Source organism: Rhizobium sp. RU35A (assembly GCF_900156005.1).
GTDB lineage: Bacteria > Pseudomonadota > Alphaproteobacteria > Rhizobiales > Rhizobiaceae > Neorhizobium > Neorhizobium straminoryzae.
The window spans coordinates 66,345-84,168 of record NZ_FTMR01000010.1 but is presented as its reverse complement, the minus strand read 5'-3'; the positions used below and the strand labels follow the sequence as shown (position 1 = coordinate 84,168).

Here is a 17,824-nt window from a genome sequence, read left to right as displayed (position 1 = left end):
ATGCGTATATACTGGCGCGGAATTGGTCCAGATCACCCGAATCGGGTGTGATGCCGAGAATGGGAGAGCATGGCGGAAATAAGAGGGGAAAAGGTCACGTTCCGCCAGAAGGATCTGGTGGCGCTGCACGAATTGCCGTCCGCCCAGGCGCATGATCCGCTGATCGTGCACTGCCCGGCGCCGTCGACGCGCGCCGGAACAATCATGCGTTTCTTCCTCATCTTCCTCGCCATCTGCGGCCTTGCGGCCGGCGCGGGCTTCTTCGCCATCGAAACGGGCACCATCGACAGCACGTTGAACGCACGGGCCCAGTCGGCCCTCAACGACGCGATCGGGCCCCGCTACCGGGCAACGGTCGGCTCCACCGTACTTCGGTTTTCCAGTGATTTTCGCCTGGCGCTCGAAGCACGCGACGTCAACGTGGTGGAAGTGGCAAGCGGCGCGCATCTGACGCGCACGGGTGCGGTGCGCCTGGCGATCGATCCGCTGGCGCTTGCCAGTGGTCGCGTGTCGATCCGGCGCATTTCCGCCCATGACATTTCGCTGGATACCGCGCTCTTGCCGGCCAGCGACCCGATGGATCTGTCCAAGACCCGGATCGACAGTCTGCCCTTTGCCCTGGAACAGGCATTCCAGCGCCTGGACGAGGCGCGCGGCCTGATCGAACGCACCGGCACGGGGCTTGTGCGCCTCTCCGGCATCGAGATCCGCTTTCCACCGGACCATACCGGCCATGTGGCGCGGCTGATGATTGATGACCTCAGGCTCTCCCTCACCGACAAGGGGCAGGTGGCGCTTGACGGGGTGATGGAACTGGAGGGTCATCGCGCGGCGCTCAGTGTCCAGTCGAACGCCATCAACGGCGTCACTCGTGCGCTGGCTGCCCGTCTCTCCGGCCTCGACCTGACCCCGTTCCTGCTGCAAAAGGACGACAATGGCGAGCCGCGCGAGGGGCTGCAGGGCGCCATCGACATGGATCTCAACGCGACCCGCGACACCACGGAGGCGGATCCCGCCATCAAGGCGACGATCCATCACACGCCGGGCACCGTCTATTTCGATGGCGTCGGGCAGGAATTGTCAGGCGCCGAAGTGAGCGCCACCTATGATTTTGCCAAGAATTCCATCGAGATCCTGCCCTCTCGCCTGCGTTTTGGGCCGACGGTGGTGCCGGTCTCCGGTGCCATCATCGATCTCGACCGGCTGAACCCGGCGGAGAAGCGCCCCGGCTATGGCCTCGACCTCCTGGTCAGCGGCGGTCATGCGCAGGCGGCCAGCGGCGGCGAACAGCCGACCCTGTTCGACCTGCAGGCCAGCGGGCGCTATCTGACCGCAGCGCGCGAACTGCAGTTCGATTCCATGCAGGTGTCCAGCCCGTCCGGACAGATGGCGGGTTCTCTGAAGATACGGTTTCCCGGCAAGGTTTCGCCGGAGATTTCGTTCGGTGCGCAACTGCCACGCATGGAGGTGGCGGCGGTCAAGCAACTGTGGCCGTTCTGGATGGCCCGCAAGGCGCGCGACTGGGCTGTCTCCAGCCTGTTTGGCGGCGAGGTGACGGATGGATCGATCGCGGTCTTCATTCCGGCCGGGCGCATGCACGGACCGGGCATCCCGATGGAACTCGATGCCAACGAGCTGCGCATCGCCTTCGATATTGCCGATACCCGCCTTAACCTGCCGGGCGACATGCCGCCGGTCCGCAATCTGGCGGGCCACTTTGATCTGCATGGCGCACAACTGACCGTCGCCATCAAGGATGCCAACTCCTATTTCCCGTCCGGTCGCAGTGTGACGGCCACCGGCGGCACCTTCTCCATAGCCTCCACCTATGCCAAGCCTCTGATGGCCGATCTGGCGCTGGATGTGACGGGGGCTGCCGATGCGCTGGCAGAGCTTTCCACCTTCAAGCCGATTGACGCGCTGAAGGACACGGATTTCGTCGCCAAGGATTTCCGTGGCGAAGCGGAAGCCTCGGTGAAGGCGCGCTTTGGCCTGATCAAGGCGCACAATCCGCCGCCGCCGCAGTTTTCCGCCAGTATCGACCTCAACGGCGTCAGCATCGGCAAGCCGCTGGCCGGTCGTACGGTGGCTGATCTGAAGGGCACCCTCGATGTCGACGGGACAGCCGCACGCCTGCAGGCAAACGGCACGATCGATACGGTTCCGGCGGACATCATGCTGGTGGAGCCCTTCAACAAGGCGAAGACTGCCGACCGGCAGCTTGTGGTGAAGGCGACGCTGTCGAACGAGCAGCGCAACAAGCTGGCGCCCGGGCTCTCCGATGTGGTGGATGGACCGGTTGCCGCGGAAGTGACGCGCCTGGATGGTGACCGGCAGGGTATCAAGCTCGATCTCACCAAGGCAAGCCTGTCGCTGCCCGTCGTCGGCTGGAGCAAGGGCGCCGGCATTCCGGCAACAGCCACCTTCGAGCTGACCGAGAAGGACAAGGGCGCCGATGTGCACAAGCTGCAGCTGACCGGCGACGGATTCGGCCTGCGCGGCGATCTGCGCATGGACGATGCGGGGCTTGCAACGGCGGATTTCTCGCAGATGCAACTGTCGCCCGGGGATGACTTCGCGCTGTCGCTCAAGCGTGGCAAGGGGCGCATCTACGACGTCACGCTCTCCGGCGCCTCGGCTGACCTGCGTCCGGTTCTGGCCAAGCTTCGCGCGGAGGGCGATGGGCCGGTCGGCGACGGCAAGTCCGGCGCGGACGGCGGTGCGCGGGTGCGCGGCAAGATTGACCGGCTGGTCGGCTTCAACGACGAAAAGCTTGCCAGCGCCAATGTCTCGCTCTTCGTCAACAACGGGCACCTGCGGGAGCTGGACCTGACCGGCGTGACCGGCAGCGGCCAGGCGGTGGTCGGCAAGACGAGCAAGGCGGATCGCGGTGAGACGATCACGCTGACGAGCGGTGATGCCGGCGCTGTCGCCCGCTTCACCAATCTCTATGACCATATGCGCGGGGGCCTGCTGAACATCCGCATCGACAACGGCCCGGATGGCAACTGGAGCGGCTTCGTGGATCTGCGCAGCTTCTCGCTTGTCAATGAAAGCCGGCTGCAATCGATGGTCTCGACGCCGGTGGGCGAGGATGGGCGCAGCCTGAACTCGGCCGTGAAACGCGATATCGACGTCAGCACGCAGAAATTCCAGCGCGGCTTTGCCCGCGTCGTCTATCGCGACCGGTCGCTCTCGGTGGAAAACGGCGTGGTGCGGGGCGAGGAAATCGGCGCGACCTTCCAGGGCATGCTGCGTGATGCGCGGGGCAACATGGACATGACCGGCACGTTCATGCCGGCCTATGGTCTCAATCGCCTGTTTGCCGAATTGCCCATCGTCGGCGCCATCCTTGGCAACGGCCGCGACCGCGGCCTGCTCGGCATCACCTTCAAGCTGACCGGGCCTTTCGCGCAGCCGAAGCTGGCAATCAATCCGCTATCGATCATCGCGCCCGGCGTCTTCCGTCAGATCTTCGAGTTCCAATGAAAAACCCGGCGCAACGGCCGGGTTTTATCACTCGCTCGGGAAAGACGCTCGTCAGACCGGACGCACCAGAATGTGCTTCTTCTTGCCGAGTGACAGCTTGACGATACCATCGGCGGTGATCTGGGCGCGGCCGATCGCCATGCGCTCGTCCGACACTGCCTCGTCGTTGATGCGCACGGCGCCACCCTGCACGTGACGGCGGGCTTCGCCGTTCGATGCAGCAAGGCCAGCCCGCACCATCAGCGCAAGAAGGCCGATACCGGTCGACAGTTCGTCACCCGGCACCTCGACGGAGGGCAGATTTTCCGACAGCGCGCCTTCCTCGAAGGTCTTGCGGGCGGTTTCGGCGGCTTCGTCGGCGGCCCGGCGTCCATGCAGGATGGCCGTCACTTCTGTCGCCAGAATCTTCTTTGCCTCGTTGATCTCGGAGCCGTCCAGGGCCGCAAGACGGGCGATCTCGTCCATCGGCAGCGTGGTGAACAGCTTCAGGAAGCGCTCGACATCGGCGTCTTCCGTGTTGCGCCAGTACTGCCAGAAGTCATAGACGGGCATCAGCTCGGCGTTCAGCCAGACGGCACCCGAGGCGGACTTGCCCATCTTGGCGCCGGATGCGGTGGTCAGCAGCGGCGAGGTCAGCGCGTAAAGCTGTTCGGTGCCCATGCGGTGGCCAAGATCGATGCCATTGACGATATTGCCCCACTGGTCCGAACCGCCCATCTGCAGCCGGCAGCCATAGCGGCGCGACAGCTCCACGAAGTCGTAGGCCTGAAGGATCATGTAGTTGAATTCCAGGAACGACAGGGACTGCTCGCGGTCGAGGCGGGTCTTGACGCTGTCGAAGGACAGCATGCGGTTGACCGAGAAATGCCGGCCGACATCGCGCAGGAATTCGAGATAGTTCAGCGGGCGCAGCCATTCGGCATTGTTGATCATCAGCGCGGCGGCGCCGGCGCGGTCGTAATCGAGGTAGTTGGCGAAGACACGCTTGATCGAGGCGATGTTCTCCTCGATCATCTCGACTGTCATCAGTTTGCGCGCTTCCTCCTTGAAGGACGGATCGCCCACCATCCCGGTGCCGCCGCCCATCAGCGAGATTGGCCGGTGGCCGGTCGCCTGGAACCAGTGCAGCATCATGATCTGCGTCAGGTGTCCGACATGCAGGCTGGAAGCGGTCGGATCATAGCCGATGTAAGCCGTCACGGTTTCCTTGGTCAGCAGTTCATCCAGCCCGGTTTCATCGGAGACCTGGTGAATGAAGCCGCGTTCGTCGAGCGTGCGGAGGAAATCGGACTTGAACCTGGACATGATCTATCTCTGGCAAGAGGTTGCTTTTGATGTGCAGCGCGCCTCTAACACTGTTTTCCGGCGGAATCACTCCAAAAGTGCGCCATCGCTGTCTTGTGGCCGCCATGGCCTGCGTTTATGTTGCATTTCGTATTGTGATTTAAGATGAAATTAATGTTTAAATCTTTTCTTGTCCGTGATGGCCGCAAAGCGCCGAACGGAGGGCGGGAACTGCAGTCCCGTGATGCTCTATGAATGGAGCAAATTTTTTTCTGATCATGAACCTGCTGATCGGCCTGTCGTTCTGCGTCGTTTTCCTGATCGTCTCCACACGCAGCCGCTCGGCAGCCGCCGCGCGCTGGATTGCTTCTGCCTATGCGATCGCCTCGCTCTCCACCATTGCCGAACTGCTGGTGGCCTACACAGACTGGCCTAAGCTGTTTGCCCTGATGGCCTTCTCCTCGGTGCTGGGCGGCATGGTCCTGATCCGCATCGGTATTGGCAAACTTTATGGCGTACCGGCCAGTCCGGTCTTCCTTGGCGTCTTCTTCGCTGCCTCGATCCTTCTTGACCTCGTGATCTACCCGCTGCCGCGCGGCACCTTCATGCATTCGATCAGCTATCAGGTGCCGTTTGCGCTGATCATGGCACACAGCGCGATTGCCATCCTGCACTCGACACGGCGGATGATGATCGACCGCGTGATGCTGGTGCTGCTGGTGCTCGCCAGCCTGCAGTTCATCGGCAAGGGCGTGCTGGCCGTGCTGGTGGGGGCAGGGCAGACGGCACAGGATTACGTGCATTCCTACTATGCGCTGGTCTCGCAAAGCACGACCGGCGTCTTTGTCGTGATCATCGGCCTGATGCTGCTGTCGGTCTTCGTGCTGGAGATCATGGCCGACGAGCGCACCAATTCCGAGGTCGATTCGCTGTCCGGCGTCTATAACCGTCGCGGCTTCGACGTGCATTGCGACCTTGCGCTGCGGCGGCGTGCCATGGGGCCGCATGCGCTGATCCTTTGCGACCTCGATCACTTCAAGCGGGTCAACGACACCTATGGCCATTTCAGCGGCGATTCGGTGATCCGCCATTTTGGTGCCCTGCTGCTCGCCAGCATTCCCGATGATGCCGTGGTGGGCCGTATCGGCGGGGAAGAATTCTGCATCCTGCTGCCCGGGGTGCCGCTGGATGCGGCCGTCATGTTCGCTCAGGCGCTGCGCGGTTCCGTGGCGATGCAGACCGTGCCGGGCCTGCCGGCGGGCTTCCACATCACCGCCAGCTTCGGGGTTGCAGTCTTCCAGCATGCCCATGAACTCGGCATGGTGATGCGTCACGCCGACAAGGCGCTCTACGACGCCAAGGCTGCCGGCCGCAACTGCGTGCGCCAGTATCGCGCAGCTCCGGCCTTTTCCGTGGTGTCCAGCGGCGCCTGATCGACACTGCGGAAGTGTTTCCAACGAAAAACGGCCCCGAAGGGCCGTTTGGGTGTTCATGCGGAATGGACGGCGCGTTCAGCGGATGCGCTTCGCCGCCGGTTCCGGCACCAGCTCGCCGTTCAGGCGGCGGTCAAGGTAATCCTCACAGTCAGCCATCAGCGCTTCCACGCGACCGTTGAAGAAGTGGTTGGCGCCTTCGACGGTGCGGTGGGTGATCAGGATACCCTTCTGCGTCTTGAGCTTTTCCACCAGCGCATTCACATCCTTTTCCGGCGCAACCTTGTCGGAATCGCCATTGATGATCAGCCCGGACGAGGGGCAGGGCGCGAGGAAGGAGAAGTCGTAGATATTCGGCTGCGGTGCGATCGACAGGAAGCCTTCGATCTCCGGGCGGCGCATCAGGAGCTGCATGCCGATCCAGGCGCCGAAGGAATAGCCGGCGACCCAGCAGCTCTTCGAATCGGGGTGCAGCGCCTGCACCCAGTCAAGCGCGGCCGCCGCATCGGAAAGCTCGCCAGCGCCATGGTCGAATTCGCCCTGGCTGCGGCCGATGCCCCGGAAGTTGAAGCGCAGCGTCGTGAAGCCCCGCTTCTGGAACATGTAGAACAGCTGGTAGACGATCTGGTTGTTCATCGTGCCGCCGAACTGCGGGTGCGGGTGCAGGATGATCGCGATCGGGGCGTTTTTCTCCTTCGAGGGCTGATAGCGTCCTTCGAGGCGGCCGGCAGGGCCGTTGAAAATCACTTCGGGCATCGTTACTCCGGTCAGCTTTTTTGATGTTTCCAACCGTTTCACAACCGCTTTGACTTGACGAATGCGGTCATCTTTTCTAGAAACAGTTTAGAACCATTCGAAATTTGGGTCGGCGATGCCGCCCAGGTGGTCGTCTCTTACGGCATGCGTGGCGAAAATTTCAAGGGAAATGCGTCGTCATGCCGGATCTGGACCGGGAACCGCAGGCTGCAATGTCCAAGACACGCGCATATCTGGACTGGAACGCGACGGCGCCGCTTGGCGAAGCGGCACGGCGCGCCATGCTGGATGCCTATGATCTGCCGGGCAACGCCTCCTCGGTGCATGGCGAGGGACGCGCTGCACGCGCCGGCATAGACCGCGCACGCCGGCAGGTGGCGGCGCTTGTCGGAGCCGATCCACAGCATGTCACATTCACCAGCGGTGCAACCGAAGCTGCGAACCTCGTGCTGACACCCGCCTTCCGCATGGGGCGTGCGCCGCTTGTCATCGGCCATCTCTATGTCTCTGCCATCGAGCATCCGGCGCTGCGCGAAGGCGGACGTTTTGGTGCCGGGCAGGTGAGTGAGATCGCGGTGACGCCGCAGGGCGTGCTGGATCTGGCGGCACTTGCCGCCAAGCTCGATGCGCATGACGCCGCATCAGGCCTGCCGATGGTCGCCGTCATGCTGGTCAACAACGAGACGGGCATCATCCAGCCGGTGGCCGAAGCGGCTGCACTGGTGCATGGCAAGGGCGGCGTGCTGGTGGTGGATGCGGTGCAGGCGGTCGGGCGCATCCCGGTCGACATTGCCGCGCTGGACGCGGATTTTCTGATTGTCTCCTCCCACAAGATCGCCGGACCGAAGGGTGTCGGGGCGCTGATATCGCGCGGCGAGGTGATGATGCCACAGCCGCTGATCCGCGGCGGCGGGCAGGAGAAGGGCCATCGCTCCGGTACGGAGAACTTTCCGGGCATCCTCGGCTTCGGTGCCGCCGCGGAGGCAGCCCTTGCTGACATGGAGACACGCAATATCGCGATCGGCGCATTGCGCCAGCGGCTGGAAGAGGGCATGCGCGCCGCCGCCGCCGATGTGATCATTCATGGCGCCGGCGAGCAACGGGTGTCCAACACCACCTTCTTCACCCTGCCTGGGCTGAAGTCGGAGACCGGGCAGATCGCCTTCGATCTGGAAGGAATTGCGCTCTCGGCAGGATCCGCCTGCTCGTCGGGCAAGGTGGGGCAGAGCCACGTGCTGGCAGCCATGGGTTGCGATGCGGACATGGGGGCGCTGCGGATGTCGCTCGGCCCGCTGACGACAGAGGCGGAGATCGAGAAGGCGCTTGCCGCCTTCGCGAGAATTTCCGGGCGCCGGAAGGCTGCCGGACAGGCCGCGTGAGCCTGTTCTAAATTGCGGAAACGCAAAAATCTGCTTGCCAAAAGGTGGGAAAACCGCCTTCTGGCGCCTACATGAGGGCGGACTTCCGCCAAGAAATGACAAGCTGCCGGACCCTTGATTCCGGCAAGATTGGAGTATGACCATGGCTGCCGTGCAGGAGACCATCGATCAGGTCCGCCAGATCGACGTGGACCAGTACAAATATGGCTTCGAGACGGAAATCGAAGTCGAGAAGGCCCCGAAGGGCCTGTCCGAAGAGATCATCCGCTTCATTTCCGCCAAGAAGCAGGAGCCGGACTGGATGCTGGAATGGCGCCTCGACGCCTATCGCCGCTGGCTGACGATGGAAGAGCCGACCTGGGCCCGCGTCGACTATCCCAGGATCGACTTCAACGACATCTACTACTATGCCGCGCCGAAGACGACGTCCGGCCCGAAGTCGCTCGACGAGGTCGATCCGGAACTCCTCAAGGTCTATGAAAAGCTTGGTATTCCGCTCAAGGAACAGGAAATCCTCGCCGGCGTGGACAAGCCGCGCGTCGCGGTCGATGCCGTATTCGACAGCGTTTCGGTCGTCACCACCTTCAAGAAGGAACTGGCCAAGGCCGGCGTGATCTTCATGTCGATCTCCGAAGCCGTGCGCGAGCATCCGGAGCTGGTGAAGAAATATCTCGGTTCCGTCGTCCCGACCACCGACAACTACTATGCCACGCTGAATTCGGCGGTCTTCACCGACGGCTCCTTCGTCTATGTGCCGAAGGGCGTGCGGTGCCCGATGGAGCTTTCCACCTATTTCCGCATCAACGAGAAGAACACCGGCCAGTTCGAGCGCACGCTGATCATTGCCGACGAGGGGGCCTACGTCTCCTATCTCGAAGGCTGCACCGCGCCGCAGCGCGACGAGAACCAGCTGCATGCCGCCGTCGTCGAACTGGTGGCGCTCGATGATGCCGAGATCAAGTATTCGACGGTGCAGAACTGGTATCCCGGCGACAAGCAGGGCAAGGGTGGCATCTACAATTTCGTGACCAAGCGTGGCGATTGCCGCGGCGACCGCTCGAAGATCTCGTGGACGCAGGTGGAAACCGGCTCGGCCATCACCTGGAAATATCCGAGCTGCATCCTGCGTGGCGATGACAGCCGCGGCGAGTTCTACTCGATCGCGGTTTCCAACGGCCATCAGCAGATCGATTCGGGCACCAAGATGATCCATCTCGGCAAGAACACCTCGAGCCGCATCATCTCCAAGGGCATTGCCGCCGGTGTCTCGCAAAACACCTATCGCGGCCAGGTCTCGGCGCATCGCAAGGCGACCAATGCCCGCAACTTCACGCAGTGCGATTCGCTCCTCATCGGTGACCGCTGCGGCGCGCATACGGTGCCGTATATCGAGGCGAAGAATTCCTCCGCCCAGTTCGAACATGAGGCGACCACCTCGAAGATCTCCGAGGACCAGCTGTTCTATTGCCTGCAGCGCGGCATTCCGGAAGAGGCGGCGATCGCGCTGATCGTCAACGGCTTCGTCAAGGAGGTCATCCAGGAACTGCCGATGGAATTTGCGGTCGAAGCGCAGAAGCTGATCGGAATTTCGCTGGAAGGCAGCGTCGGGTGATGGGAGCGGCTGGCGTCCGCCAGTCCTTATCCTCGGGCCTGCCCCGAGGATATGCGGCGCGAAGTGACGCACAGAACGCGACTTGATGGATCCTCGGGCAAACCCGAGGATGACGGAACAAGGCGCCGGGACGGCGCAGACAAAGACAGGCGGCCCTTGAACCGCCCTATGAACAGGAACGTGAACATGCTTGAAATCAAGAACCTGCACGCCCGCATCGCCGAAGACGGCACCGAAATCATCCGCGGCCTGAACCTGACAGTGAAGGCTGGCGAAGTGGCGGCCATCATGGGCCCGAACGGCTCCGGCAAGTCGACGCTGTCCTACATCCTGTCGGGCCGCGAGGACTATGAGGTGACCGAAGGCGAGATCCTGTATAACGGCGAGAACATTCTCGAACTTGATCCGGCCGAGCGCGCCGCCAAGGGCATTTTCCTCGCCTTCCAGTATCCGGTCGAAATTCCGGGCGTGGCCACCATGCAGTTCCTGAAGGTCGCGATGAACGAGCAGCGCAAGGCGCGCGGCGAAGCGGAACTGACGACGCCGGACTTCATGCGCCGCGTCAAGGAAGCCGCCGCCGAGCTGAAGATCAACCCGGACATGCTGAAGCGGCCGCTGAACGTCGGCTTCTCCGGTGGCGAGAAGAAGCGCGCCGAAATCCTGCAGATGGCGCTGCTGGAGCCGAAGTTGTGCGTGCTCGATGAAACCGATTCCGGTCTCGACATCGATGCGCTGAAGATCGTTGCCGATGGCGTGAATGCGCTGAAATCTCCGGATCGCGCCACGATCGTCATCACCCACTACCAGCGCCTGCTGGACTACATCGTGCCGGACACGGTGCATGTTCTCTACAAGGGCCAGATCATCCGCACCGGCGACAAGTCGCTGGCACTCGAACTGGAAGCCAACGGCTATGCCGACATCATCGGTGAAGCCGCCTGAGGGCGACGGCGAAAGGAGTGTGGCATGAACATGCAGACAACAAGCCGGCAGACCGCTGCAGAAGCGGCCCTGATCGACGCCTTCAACCAGCATGTCGGCGACCTGCCGGGCAATGGCGCGGTGATCAGCGCGCGCGACCGGCTGGTGGACGATCTGAAGACCAATGGTCTTCCAACACGCCGGGTGGAGGCCTGGCACTATACTGACCTGAAGACGCTGCTGCGCGCACTTCCCGCGATGCAGCCGGCAGGCCTGGTTGCCGCGCCGGCCCCGCTGGTGGAAACCGCTTCCGTCATCGTGATGCAGGACGGGCATGCCGACGGCAAAGCCTCCGTCGAGGGCGTGGTCGTCGGCACCTTCGATGCGATGCTGCGCGAAGGCACCGCGGCTCCCGGCCTTTCGGTGATCGATGGTGACGATACCATCGGCAAGATCAATGGCAGCTTCGTGCGCGACGGCTATGTGCTGGAGTTTCCCGAAGGCGTCGAGATCGAGCAGCCGATCGAGATCCAGGCGCTGCACGGCGCCGGCCAGATCCACACCCGCTTTCCGGTGAGCTTCGGTGCGGCCTCGAAGGCGACCGTCATCGAGCGGCATGTGGCGACGACCGACGGTCAGGCCTTCGTCTCTTCCGTCAGCGACATCTCGCTGGAAGACGGCGCAGACGTGACCTGGATCGTGCTGCAGGAACAGGGTTCCTCCGACACGCATCTCGGCCAGGTGCGCATCCGCGTCGGTGCAGACGCCAAGCTGCGGCTTTTCGTGATCAATGCCGGCGGCAAGCTGGTGCGCCAGGAACTGCGCGTCGATGTGGCGGGCGAGGGGGCAGACCTGCAGCTGCGCGGCGTCAACCTGCTCGGCGGCGACACCCATACCGACGTGACGCTGGTTCTCGGCCACAATGTGCCAAACACCACCTCCACGGAAATTTTTCGCAATGTGGTGTTCGACCGCGCGCGGGGCGTGTTCCAGGGCATGATCAAGGTTGCGCTCGATGCGCAGAAGACCGATGCCCGCATGGCCTGCAACACGCTGTTGATGTCCGACGATGCCGAGTTCGCGGCCAAGCCGGAACTCGAAATCTTCGCCGACGACGTGCAGTGCGGCCATGGCGCCACGGTTGCCGATATCGACGACAACCATCTCTACTACCTGATGGCCCGCGGCATTCCGCGCAGCAAGGCCCGCGCCATGCTGGTCAATGCCTTCGTGGCGGAGATCGTCGAGGAGCTGGATGACGAGGCGCTGGTCGAGGCACTGGAGACGGTGATTTCCGGCTGGCTGGAACGGCATGCCTGATCCCCGCGTCAGCCTCGATCATTCGGTGATCCACGTCTCGGACTGGGAAACGGCCCGGGACTTCTACACACGGGTAATCGGGGCCGAGGCGATCCGCACGGCAAAGGGAGGCTATGTGTTTCGCCTCGGCGAACAGCAGCTCAACGTGCATGGACCGGGTGCCGTGGGCACGCCCGTTGCGCGCCACCCGGTGATGCCCGGAAACAGCGACCTTTGCTTCCGCTGGCACGGACCGATCGCGGAAGCGATGGGCCATCTTTCTGCAGAAGGCGTCGCCTTAGAGATTGGACCTGTTGAACGCTTCGGTGCGCAAGGCAAGGGACTGAGCGTCTATTTCCGCGATCCGGACGGGTCGCTCATGGAGTTCATCAGCTATGACGGCTAATTTCGCATCCGCCGGTGGCGCCTATGATGTCGAGGCAATCCGCCGGGATTTCCCGATCCTCTCCACCATGGTGCACGGCAAGCCGCTGGTCTATCTGGACAACGGCGCCTCCGCGCAAAAGCCGCAAAGCGTGATCGATGGCATCGCGCATGCCTATTCCGCCGAATATGCCAATGTGCATCGCGGTCTGCATTACCTTTCCAATGCCGCGACGGAGGCCTATGAGGCCGCACGCGAAAAGGTGCGCCGCTTCCTGAATGCACCCTCGGTGGACGACATCGTCTTCACCAAGAATTCGACCGAGGCGATCAACACGGTCGCCTATGGCTGGGCGATGCCGCACCTGAAGGAGGGCGACGAGATCGTGCTCACCATCATGGAGCACCATTCCAACATCGTGCCCTGGCATTTTCTGCGCGAACGGCAGGGCGTGAAGCTGGTCTGGGTACCGGTGGATGACGAGGGCGCCTTCCATCTGGACGATTTCGAAAAATGCCTGACCGACCGGACACGGCTGGTGGCGATCACCCACATGTCGAACGCACTCGGCACCGTGGTGCCGATCAAGGATGTCTGCCGTATCGCCCATGAGCGGGATATCCCGGTGCTGGTCGATGGCAGCCAGGGTGCCGTGCACATGCCGGTCGACGTGCGCGATCTCGACTGCGACTGGTATGTGATGACCGGCCACAAGCTCTACGGCCCCTCCGGCATCGGCGTGCTCTACGGCAAGAAGGAACGGCTGCTGTCCATGCGTCCCTTCCAGGGCGGCGGCGAAATGATCATCGATGTCGATCAGGATTTCGTCACCTACAACGACCCGCCACACCGTTTTGAGGCCGGTACGCCGCCGATCGTGCAGGCGATCGGCCTTGGCCATGCGCTGGACTATATGGAGAAGATCGGTCGCGCCGCGATTGCCGCGCATGAGGCGGACCTGACGGCTTATGCCACCGAACGCCTGACCGCGATCAATGCGCTGCGCATCATCGGCAATGCGCCGGGCAAGGGCGCGATCTTCTCCTTCGAACTTGCCGGCATCCATGCCCATGACGTCTCGATGGTGATCGACCGCAAGGGCGTGGCGGTGCGCGCCGGCACCCATTGCGCCATGCCCCTCTTGAAACGTTTCGGCGTGACCTCCACCTGCCGGGCATCCTTTGCGATGTACAACACGCGCGCCGAGGTGGATGCACTGGCCGATGCGCTGGACTATGCGCGAAACTTCTTTGCCTGAGGACGAAATCATGTCGACCGAAGAAACCATTCCGAAGTGGGATGCCCGCGAAGGCATCATCAGCTCGCCGATCCCGGCGGACGAACTCGCCCGCCTGTCCGACGACATCGTCGCGGCACTGAAGACAGTCTATGACCCGGAAATTCCGGCGGACATCTTTGAACTCGGCCTCGTCTACAAGATCGACATCGAGGACGACCGCATGGTGAAGATCGTCATGACGCTGACGGCACCCGGCTGCCCGGTGGCCGGCGAAATGCCGGGCTGGGTTGAAAATGCCGTCGGCGCCGTGGAGGGCGTGTCCGGTGTGGACGTGGAAATGACCTTCGATCCGCCGTGGACGCCGGAGCGCATGTCGGAAGAGGCGCAGGTGGCGGTCGGCTGGTATTGAACCGGCCGATGCGCCGGGCTCACACCCCATTCGCATCGAAGTCAGCGAGAACATGACGGACATCGTCGAGAGCACGCTCGAAAGCGGCGAATCGCCGTGCGCCGACGCGAGGGTGTCTGCCGCGCGCAATGCCTTCCGGGGGCAGCGACCGAACGGGATGCCGTAATCCAGGAAGGGATCGCCAGTGGCGAGCCGATCGATGGGGAAGAGGCATTCCGACAGATGGCGTTGACATCCGCCGCGTCCTGCATGCCTCCCGCGTCTTGATCCGGCGCGCGGCCGGTCCTACATTGCAGATGAAAACCGCCGGGCCTTGACCCCGGATGCGTGAAGGAGAATGAGCCGATGGGCTTTGCCGTGATGACCATGACCGATGCCGCCGCGGACCGCGTAAAGGCGATCATCGACAAATCCGGGCCGGATGCGAAGGGGCTTCGCATCGGCATCAAGAAGGGCGGTTGCGCCGGCATGGAATATACCGTCGATCTGGTGACGGAACCGAGCGCCAAAGACGACCTGATCGAGCATGCAGGTGCGAAGGTCTGGATCGAACCCTCCGCCGTGCTCTATCTGCTCGGCACGCGGATGGATTTCGAAGTAACGAAAATGCGCTCCGGCTTTACCTTCATCAATCCCAACCAGACCTCGGCCTGCGGCTGCGGCGAATCGGTCGAGCTGAAGCCGGCGGATCTGGCAGCCCTCGCCCGCGAAAGGGCGGGCGAAGCAAGCCCCGCCTGAGACCTATCTCTCAAGATCCGGCAAGGCATCGAGAAGTCGCCCGGTTGCGGCTGCCGCTTCAACACAATCCCCCGTCTGAATGGCGCGGATGACGGCCAGATGCAGGCCGACGGCCCGGTCCATGAGTTCGGTCGTCGCTGTGGCGCACCACAGGCGGCGCGCATGCGCCCTGAGCGGTGCAAGCGCGGCCGAGAGAAAACGATTGGGGCAGGCATGCTCCATGATGTCATCGAATCGCTTGTCGGCGGCGAGAAAGCCCACGGTATCTGCCATCACGGCTGCGGTACTCATGTCCCTTGCGCATTCCACCAGCCGCCTGCGCTGTCCGTCATCGGCGTGGCGCGCCACAAGCGCCGCCGCCTCCGGCTCGAGCCGCCGTCGCACCGCCATCACGTTTTGCCAGTCGGACGGTGCAATGTCGGCGATCCGAAGCCCGCTGCGCGGCTTCACCACGATCAACCTCTGCCATTCCAGCTTCAGGATCGCCTCGCGCACCGGCGTACGCCCCTGGCCAGCCAGATCGATCAACTGCTTCTCGGTGACAAGCGAACCCGGCGCCAGCGCCAGCGTCACGATCGCCTGCTCCAGGACCCGATAGGCCTGATGGGCGAGAGAATCACTATGGGTTTCCGGCGAAAGATCATCCATGGAAATCTGATATATCAATAAGGATCGACGCGCCAGCCAAATGGCGACTTATGATATATCAGTTCGACAGCAAGAGCCCAGCGCACGCCAACGAGGCTGGCCTTGGTCAGGCAAATCGAATCCTGACGAGCAGTCTGAAAATCATTATCTGTGGAAATTACAGGCCTCGGCGGCCAAAATTTCGGCGACTGCGGGTTGACCGAAGAGGGCGCCACGAATATGGTCCGCGCACTTTCGAGGGGCGACCACTGCCCCACCTTGAGAGCGTAGCTCAGCCGGTAGAGCAACTGACTTTTAATCAGTAGGTCCTGGGTTCGAATCCCAGCGTTCTCACCATCACCCTAGAACAAAATCCCTGAATTTGCCCCTGGCTCATCCGATCGGCTTTCCGTGTAGCTTTTACTTCCGGCGACCACTAAGATAAAATGACGCTTGGACATTTCGCAGTTCAGCTGCTTAAACAATATGTCATTGGGGTAACGTTGTGATTGATCGGGATAAATCCGGCACCATAGAATTGTCGCGTACGGGAAGCCAGATTGTAGGCATAGATTTGCTGCGGTTCTTTGCCTCCGCTTTTGTTGTTTTGTTTCACTTGCAGTTCTGGCGCAATGGATTGGGTCCCGCCTCCGGCTTTGCCGGACTGTCCAACATTGCGTGGGCGGGATGGATCGGAGTTCAGATATTCTTCGTCATATCAGGCTTCGTGATCACCTTTAGCGCAGAAGGCTCAAGCGCTTCCAAATTTTTGATTGGAAGGTTTTCGCGGCTTTTTCCAAGCATATTTCTTTGTACCGCCCTGACTTCCGTTGTCTTGATTCAATCAGAATCCCTTGGGTCCGTACTTAATAAGATATTTAAAACATTAATATTGTGGCCTTACGGACCCAGCGTTGATGTTGTCTATTGGACACTGTCCATAGAAATTATTTTTTACGGATTTGTATTTGTTTTTATTTTATGGGATCGAGGGAGGAATATTTATAACGCAATTCGAATTCTAGGCCTTGTGAGCGTAATGTTCTGGATCCTGAGGCTCACGTTCTCTTTATTTTATGTTCATGGTCTCTCCGAAATCTTGTTAAAGCTGGAGTTTAGCAAGGCCTTTCAGGTAACGTTGCTGTATCATGGTTTATATTTTGCCCTGGGTGCTGCCTTCTTCAAGCGAGACTGGCACTGGGCGCCCATTTTTCTGATTGGTGCATTCATCGAGCTGCACTTCAGAGCGCAGCAATTTTCACAGTATAGCCCTGCTACACCAATGGTCGTCTGGGTCTCCAGCATTGCCTTCATACTTTTTTCTATAAATATCAATAATTTAATTCATAACAAGACTCCTTGGCTTGCGATCATTGCGCGCAGACTGGGTATGCTGACTTATCCTCTGTATCTCATTCATAATGAGATCGGTGTCTTCGTGGAAAAAAAGGGATCGTCTTTCGGTCTCGACGACAGAACAGCTTTTGCAGTGTCTTTTGTTGGCGTCATCCTTCTGGGAAGCGCGATCGCCTTTGCCTATGAACAGAAAATGCAGATTGTCTTCAAAAAAGCTCTGGGCGCTCTGCTAAAGCGAGTACAAGACGTGCGCAATGCACGTGCGAGGGCGGCATGAACCCTCTCACCATTTTCAATTCGGCGCTTTGGCGGATAAGTTGTCGGCAGGATTTACACTTAACTAAGTGATAGGTTTGATATGAAGTGAATAGGTGCGACTGCATATCGGCGCGCAATCAATGCGGGGGGCGCTGTCTGAAAATGTCGCTGCACAAACGCCGCTTTGATTAAACTGGAATGTAAATTTACGAAAGTCTCCATTCCACTGTCGCAGTATTCTTGCACGCCGGGGCGAAGTGACGAATTTCAGACGGATCGCAATTCGCTGATGCGCGTTCCACCTGCAAGGAAATATGTTGATGCTTTTGCCAGCCGCGCAGCCCGTAACTGATGATTTGGATTTAGGTGGCGCGCAACCTCCATCTTTCGGCGTCCTGGCTGTCTTCATCGCCTTATCGGTCTTTGTATTCATAACACTGGTGCCGCTCCCCGCTGGTGTACGCGAGTTTCTGCTGTCTTTCGGTTCGGCGGGTCTTGCGCTGGCGTGCTTTCTGCTGGTTATCCAGCATGCAGCCAAGCGTTCCGTGGTACTGGTTCTGGCGATCGTGCTGACGATTTCGTATTGGGCGTTCGCATTTCCCCCGGCCATCAACAATGTGGATGATACCGGCGCGTAC

General features: G+C 61.1%; 14 protein-coding genes and 1 tRNA gene. 12 read left to right on the top strand and 3 right to left on the bottom strand.

All coding sequences use genetic code 11. From position 1 onward, the window contains the following. The first annotated feature begins 69 nt into the window (after positions 1-69). A complete protein-coding gene (locus F3H95_RS20340) occupies positions 70-3,489 on the top strand; it encodes a DUF3971 domain-containing protein (RefSeq protein ID WP_149747346.1) in 3,420 nt (1,139 codons plus the stop codon). A 51-nt stretch (positions 3,490-3,540) separates the two neighbouring features. On the opposite strand, the gene tyrS is transcribed toward F3H95_RS20340, so the two are convergent. Further along, on the bottom strand, positions 3,541-4,794 hold the full coding sequence (gene tyrS / locus F3H95_RS20335) for a tyrosine--tRNA ligase (protein ID WP_142880851.1): 1,254 nt from the start codon (positions 4,792-4,794) through the stop codon (positions 3,541-3,543). A gap of 230 nt (positions 4,795-5,024) precedes the next feature. On the opposite strand from tyrS, the gene F3H95_RS20330 reads away from it, so the two are divergent. Further along, positions 5,025-6,206, top strand: coding sequence for a GGDEF domain-containing protein (locus F3H95_RS20330; protein WP_142880852.1), 1,182 nt, complete (start codon positions 5,025-5,027; stop codon positions 6,204-6,206). 78 nt (positions 6,207-6,284) lie between these two features. Here F3H95_RS20330 and F3H95_RS20325 read toward each other — a convergent pair whose 3' ends face one another. Further along, on the bottom strand, positions 6,285-6,962 hold the full coding sequence (locus F3H95_RS20325) for an alpha/beta hydrolase (protein WP_142880853.1): 678 nt from the start codon (positions 6,960-6,962) through the stop codon (positions 6,285-6,287). 212 nt (positions 6,963-7,174) lie between these two features. Here F3H95_RS20325 and F3H95_RS20320 point away from each other — a divergent pair, with 212 nt between their 5' ends. The 8 genes from F3H95_RS20320 (at position 7,175) to sufA (ending at position 14,945) form a co-directional block, all read left to right on the top strand. Then, entirely contained in the window at positions 7,175-8,341 is a 1,167-nt protein-coding gene (locus tag F3H95_RS20320) for a cysteine desulfurase family protein (protein WP_149747345.1), read from the top strand. Between the two features lie 142 nt (positions 8,342-8,483). Then, positions 8,484-9,953, top strand: coding sequence for a Fe-S cluster assembly protein SufB (sufB, locus tag F3H95_RS20315; RefSeq protein WP_149747344.1), 1,470 nt, complete (start codon positions 8,484-8,486; stop codon positions 9,951-9,953). Positions 9,954-10,139: 186 nt separating this feature from the next. Beyond that, on the top strand, positions 10,140-10,895 hold the full coding sequence (gene sufC, locus F3H95_RS20310; RefSeq protein ID WP_142880856.1) for a Fe-S cluster assembly ATPase SufC: 756 nt from the start codon (positions 10,140-10,142) through the stop codon (positions 10,893-10,895). Positions 10,896-10,919: 24 nt separating this feature from the next. Further along, entirely contained in the window at positions 10,920-12,194 is a 1,275-nt protein-coding gene (sufD, locus tag F3H95_RS20305; protein WP_142880857.1) for a Fe-S cluster assembly protein SufD, read from the top strand. Then, the gene (locus tag F3H95_RS20300; RefSeq protein WP_149747343.1) at positions 12,187-12,579 is read left to right on the top strand and encodes a VOC family protein; all 393 of its coding nucleotides are present in this window, start codon (positions 12,187-12,189) and stop codon (positions 12,577-12,579) included. Before sufD ends, F3H95_RS20300 begins: the two co-directional genes overlap by 8 nt. Continuing rightward, positions 12,569-13,816 carry a cysteine desulfurase gene (locus tag F3H95_RS20295; RefSeq protein WP_142880859.1) on the top strand — a complete coding sequence of 416 codons (1,248 nt, stop codon included), beginning with the start codon at positions 12,569-12,571 and terminating at the stop codon, positions 13,814-13,816. The genes F3H95_RS20300 and F3H95_RS20295 overlap by 11 nt, the downstream gene beginning before the upstream one ends. Before the next feature lie 10 nt (positions 13,817-13,826). Further along, positions 13,827-14,207, top strand: coding sequence for an SUF system Fe-S cluster assembly protein (locus F3H95_RS20290; protein ID WP_142880860.1), 381 nt, complete (start codon positions 13,827-13,829; stop codon positions 14,205-14,207). A 345-nt stretch (positions 14,208-14,552) separates the two neighbouring features. Then, entirely contained in the window at positions 14,553-14,945 is a 393-nt protein-coding gene (gene sufA, locus F3H95_RS20285) for a Fe-S cluster assembly scaffold SufA (RefSeq protein ID WP_149747342.1), read from the top strand. Positions 14,946-14,948: 3 nt separating this feature from the next. Here sufA and F3H95_RS20280 read toward each other — a convergent pair whose 3' ends face one another. After that, entirely contained in the window at positions 14,949-15,593 is a 645-nt protein-coding gene (locus tag F3H95_RS20280) for a GntR family transcriptional regulator (protein WP_149747341.1), read from the bottom strand. A gap of 260 nt (positions 15,594-15,853) precedes the next feature. On the opposite strand from F3H95_RS20280, the gene F3H95_RS20275 reads away from it, so the two are divergent. Together F3H95_RS20275 and F3H95_RS20270 are read left to right on the top strand one after the other, a co-directional pair. Beyond that, positions 15,854-15,929: transfer RNA gene (locus tag F3H95_RS20275), tRNA-Lys, on the top strand. Between the two features lie 148 nt (positions 15,930-16,077). Further along, positions 16,078-17,205 carry an acyltransferase gene (locus F3H95_RS20270; protein ID WP_188134444.1) on the top strand — a complete coding sequence of 376 codons (1,128 nt, stop codon included), beginning with the start codon at positions 16,078-16,080 and terminating at the stop codon, positions 17,203-17,205. Positions 17,206-17,824 lie beyond the last annotated feature (619 nt).

Coding starts and splice junctions, on each gene's coding strand:
- F3H95_RS20325 (WP_142880853.1), bottom strand. CDS start 6,962: ATGCCCGAAGTGATTTTCAACGGCCCTGCCGGCCGCCTCGAAGGACGC.
- sufC (WP_142880856.1), top strand. CDS start 10,140: ATGCTTGAAATCAAGAACCTGCACGCCCGCATCGCCGAAGACGGCACC.
- F3H95_RS20280 (WP_149747341.1), bottom strand. CDS start 15,593: ATGGATGATCTTTCGCCGGAAACCCATAGTGATTCTCTCGCCCATCAG.
- sufB (WP_149747344.1), top strand. CDS start 8,484: ATGGCTGCCGTGCAGGAGACCATCGATCAGGTCCGCCAGATCGACGTG.
- F3H95_RS20330 (WP_142880852.1), top strand. CDS start 5,025: ATGAATGGAGCAAATTTTTTTCTGATCATGAACCTGCTGATCGGCCTG.
- F3H95_RS20340 (WP_149747346.1), top strand. CDS start 70: ATGGCGGAAATAAGAGGGGAAAAGGTCACGTTCCGCCAGAAGGATCTG.
- sufD (WP_142880857.1), top strand. CDS start 10,920: ATGAACATGCAGACAACAAGCCGGCAGACCGCTGCAGAAGCGGCCCTG.
- F3H95_RS20320 (WP_149747345.1), top strand. CDS start 7,175: ATGTCCAAGACACGCGCATATCTGGACTGGAACGCGACGGCGCCGCTT.
- F3H95_RS20290 (WP_142880860.1), top strand. CDS start 13,827: ATGTCGACCGAAGAAACCATTCCGAAGTGGGATGCCCGCGAAGGCATC.
- F3H95_RS20300 (WP_149747343.1), top strand. CDS start 12,187: ATGCCTGATCCCCGCGTCAGCCTCGATCATTCGGTGATCCACGTCTCG.
- F3H95_RS20295 (WP_142880859.1), top strand. CDS start 12,569: ATGACGGCTAATTTCGCATCCGCCGGTGGCGCCTATGATGTCGAGGCA.
- tyrS (WP_142880851.1), bottom strand. CDS start 4,794: ATGTCCAGGTTCAAGTCCGATTTCCTCCGCACGCTCGACGAACGCGGC.
- sufA (WP_149747342.1), top strand. CDS start 14,553: ATGGGCTTTGCCGTGATGACCATGACCGATGCCGCCGCGGACCGCGTA.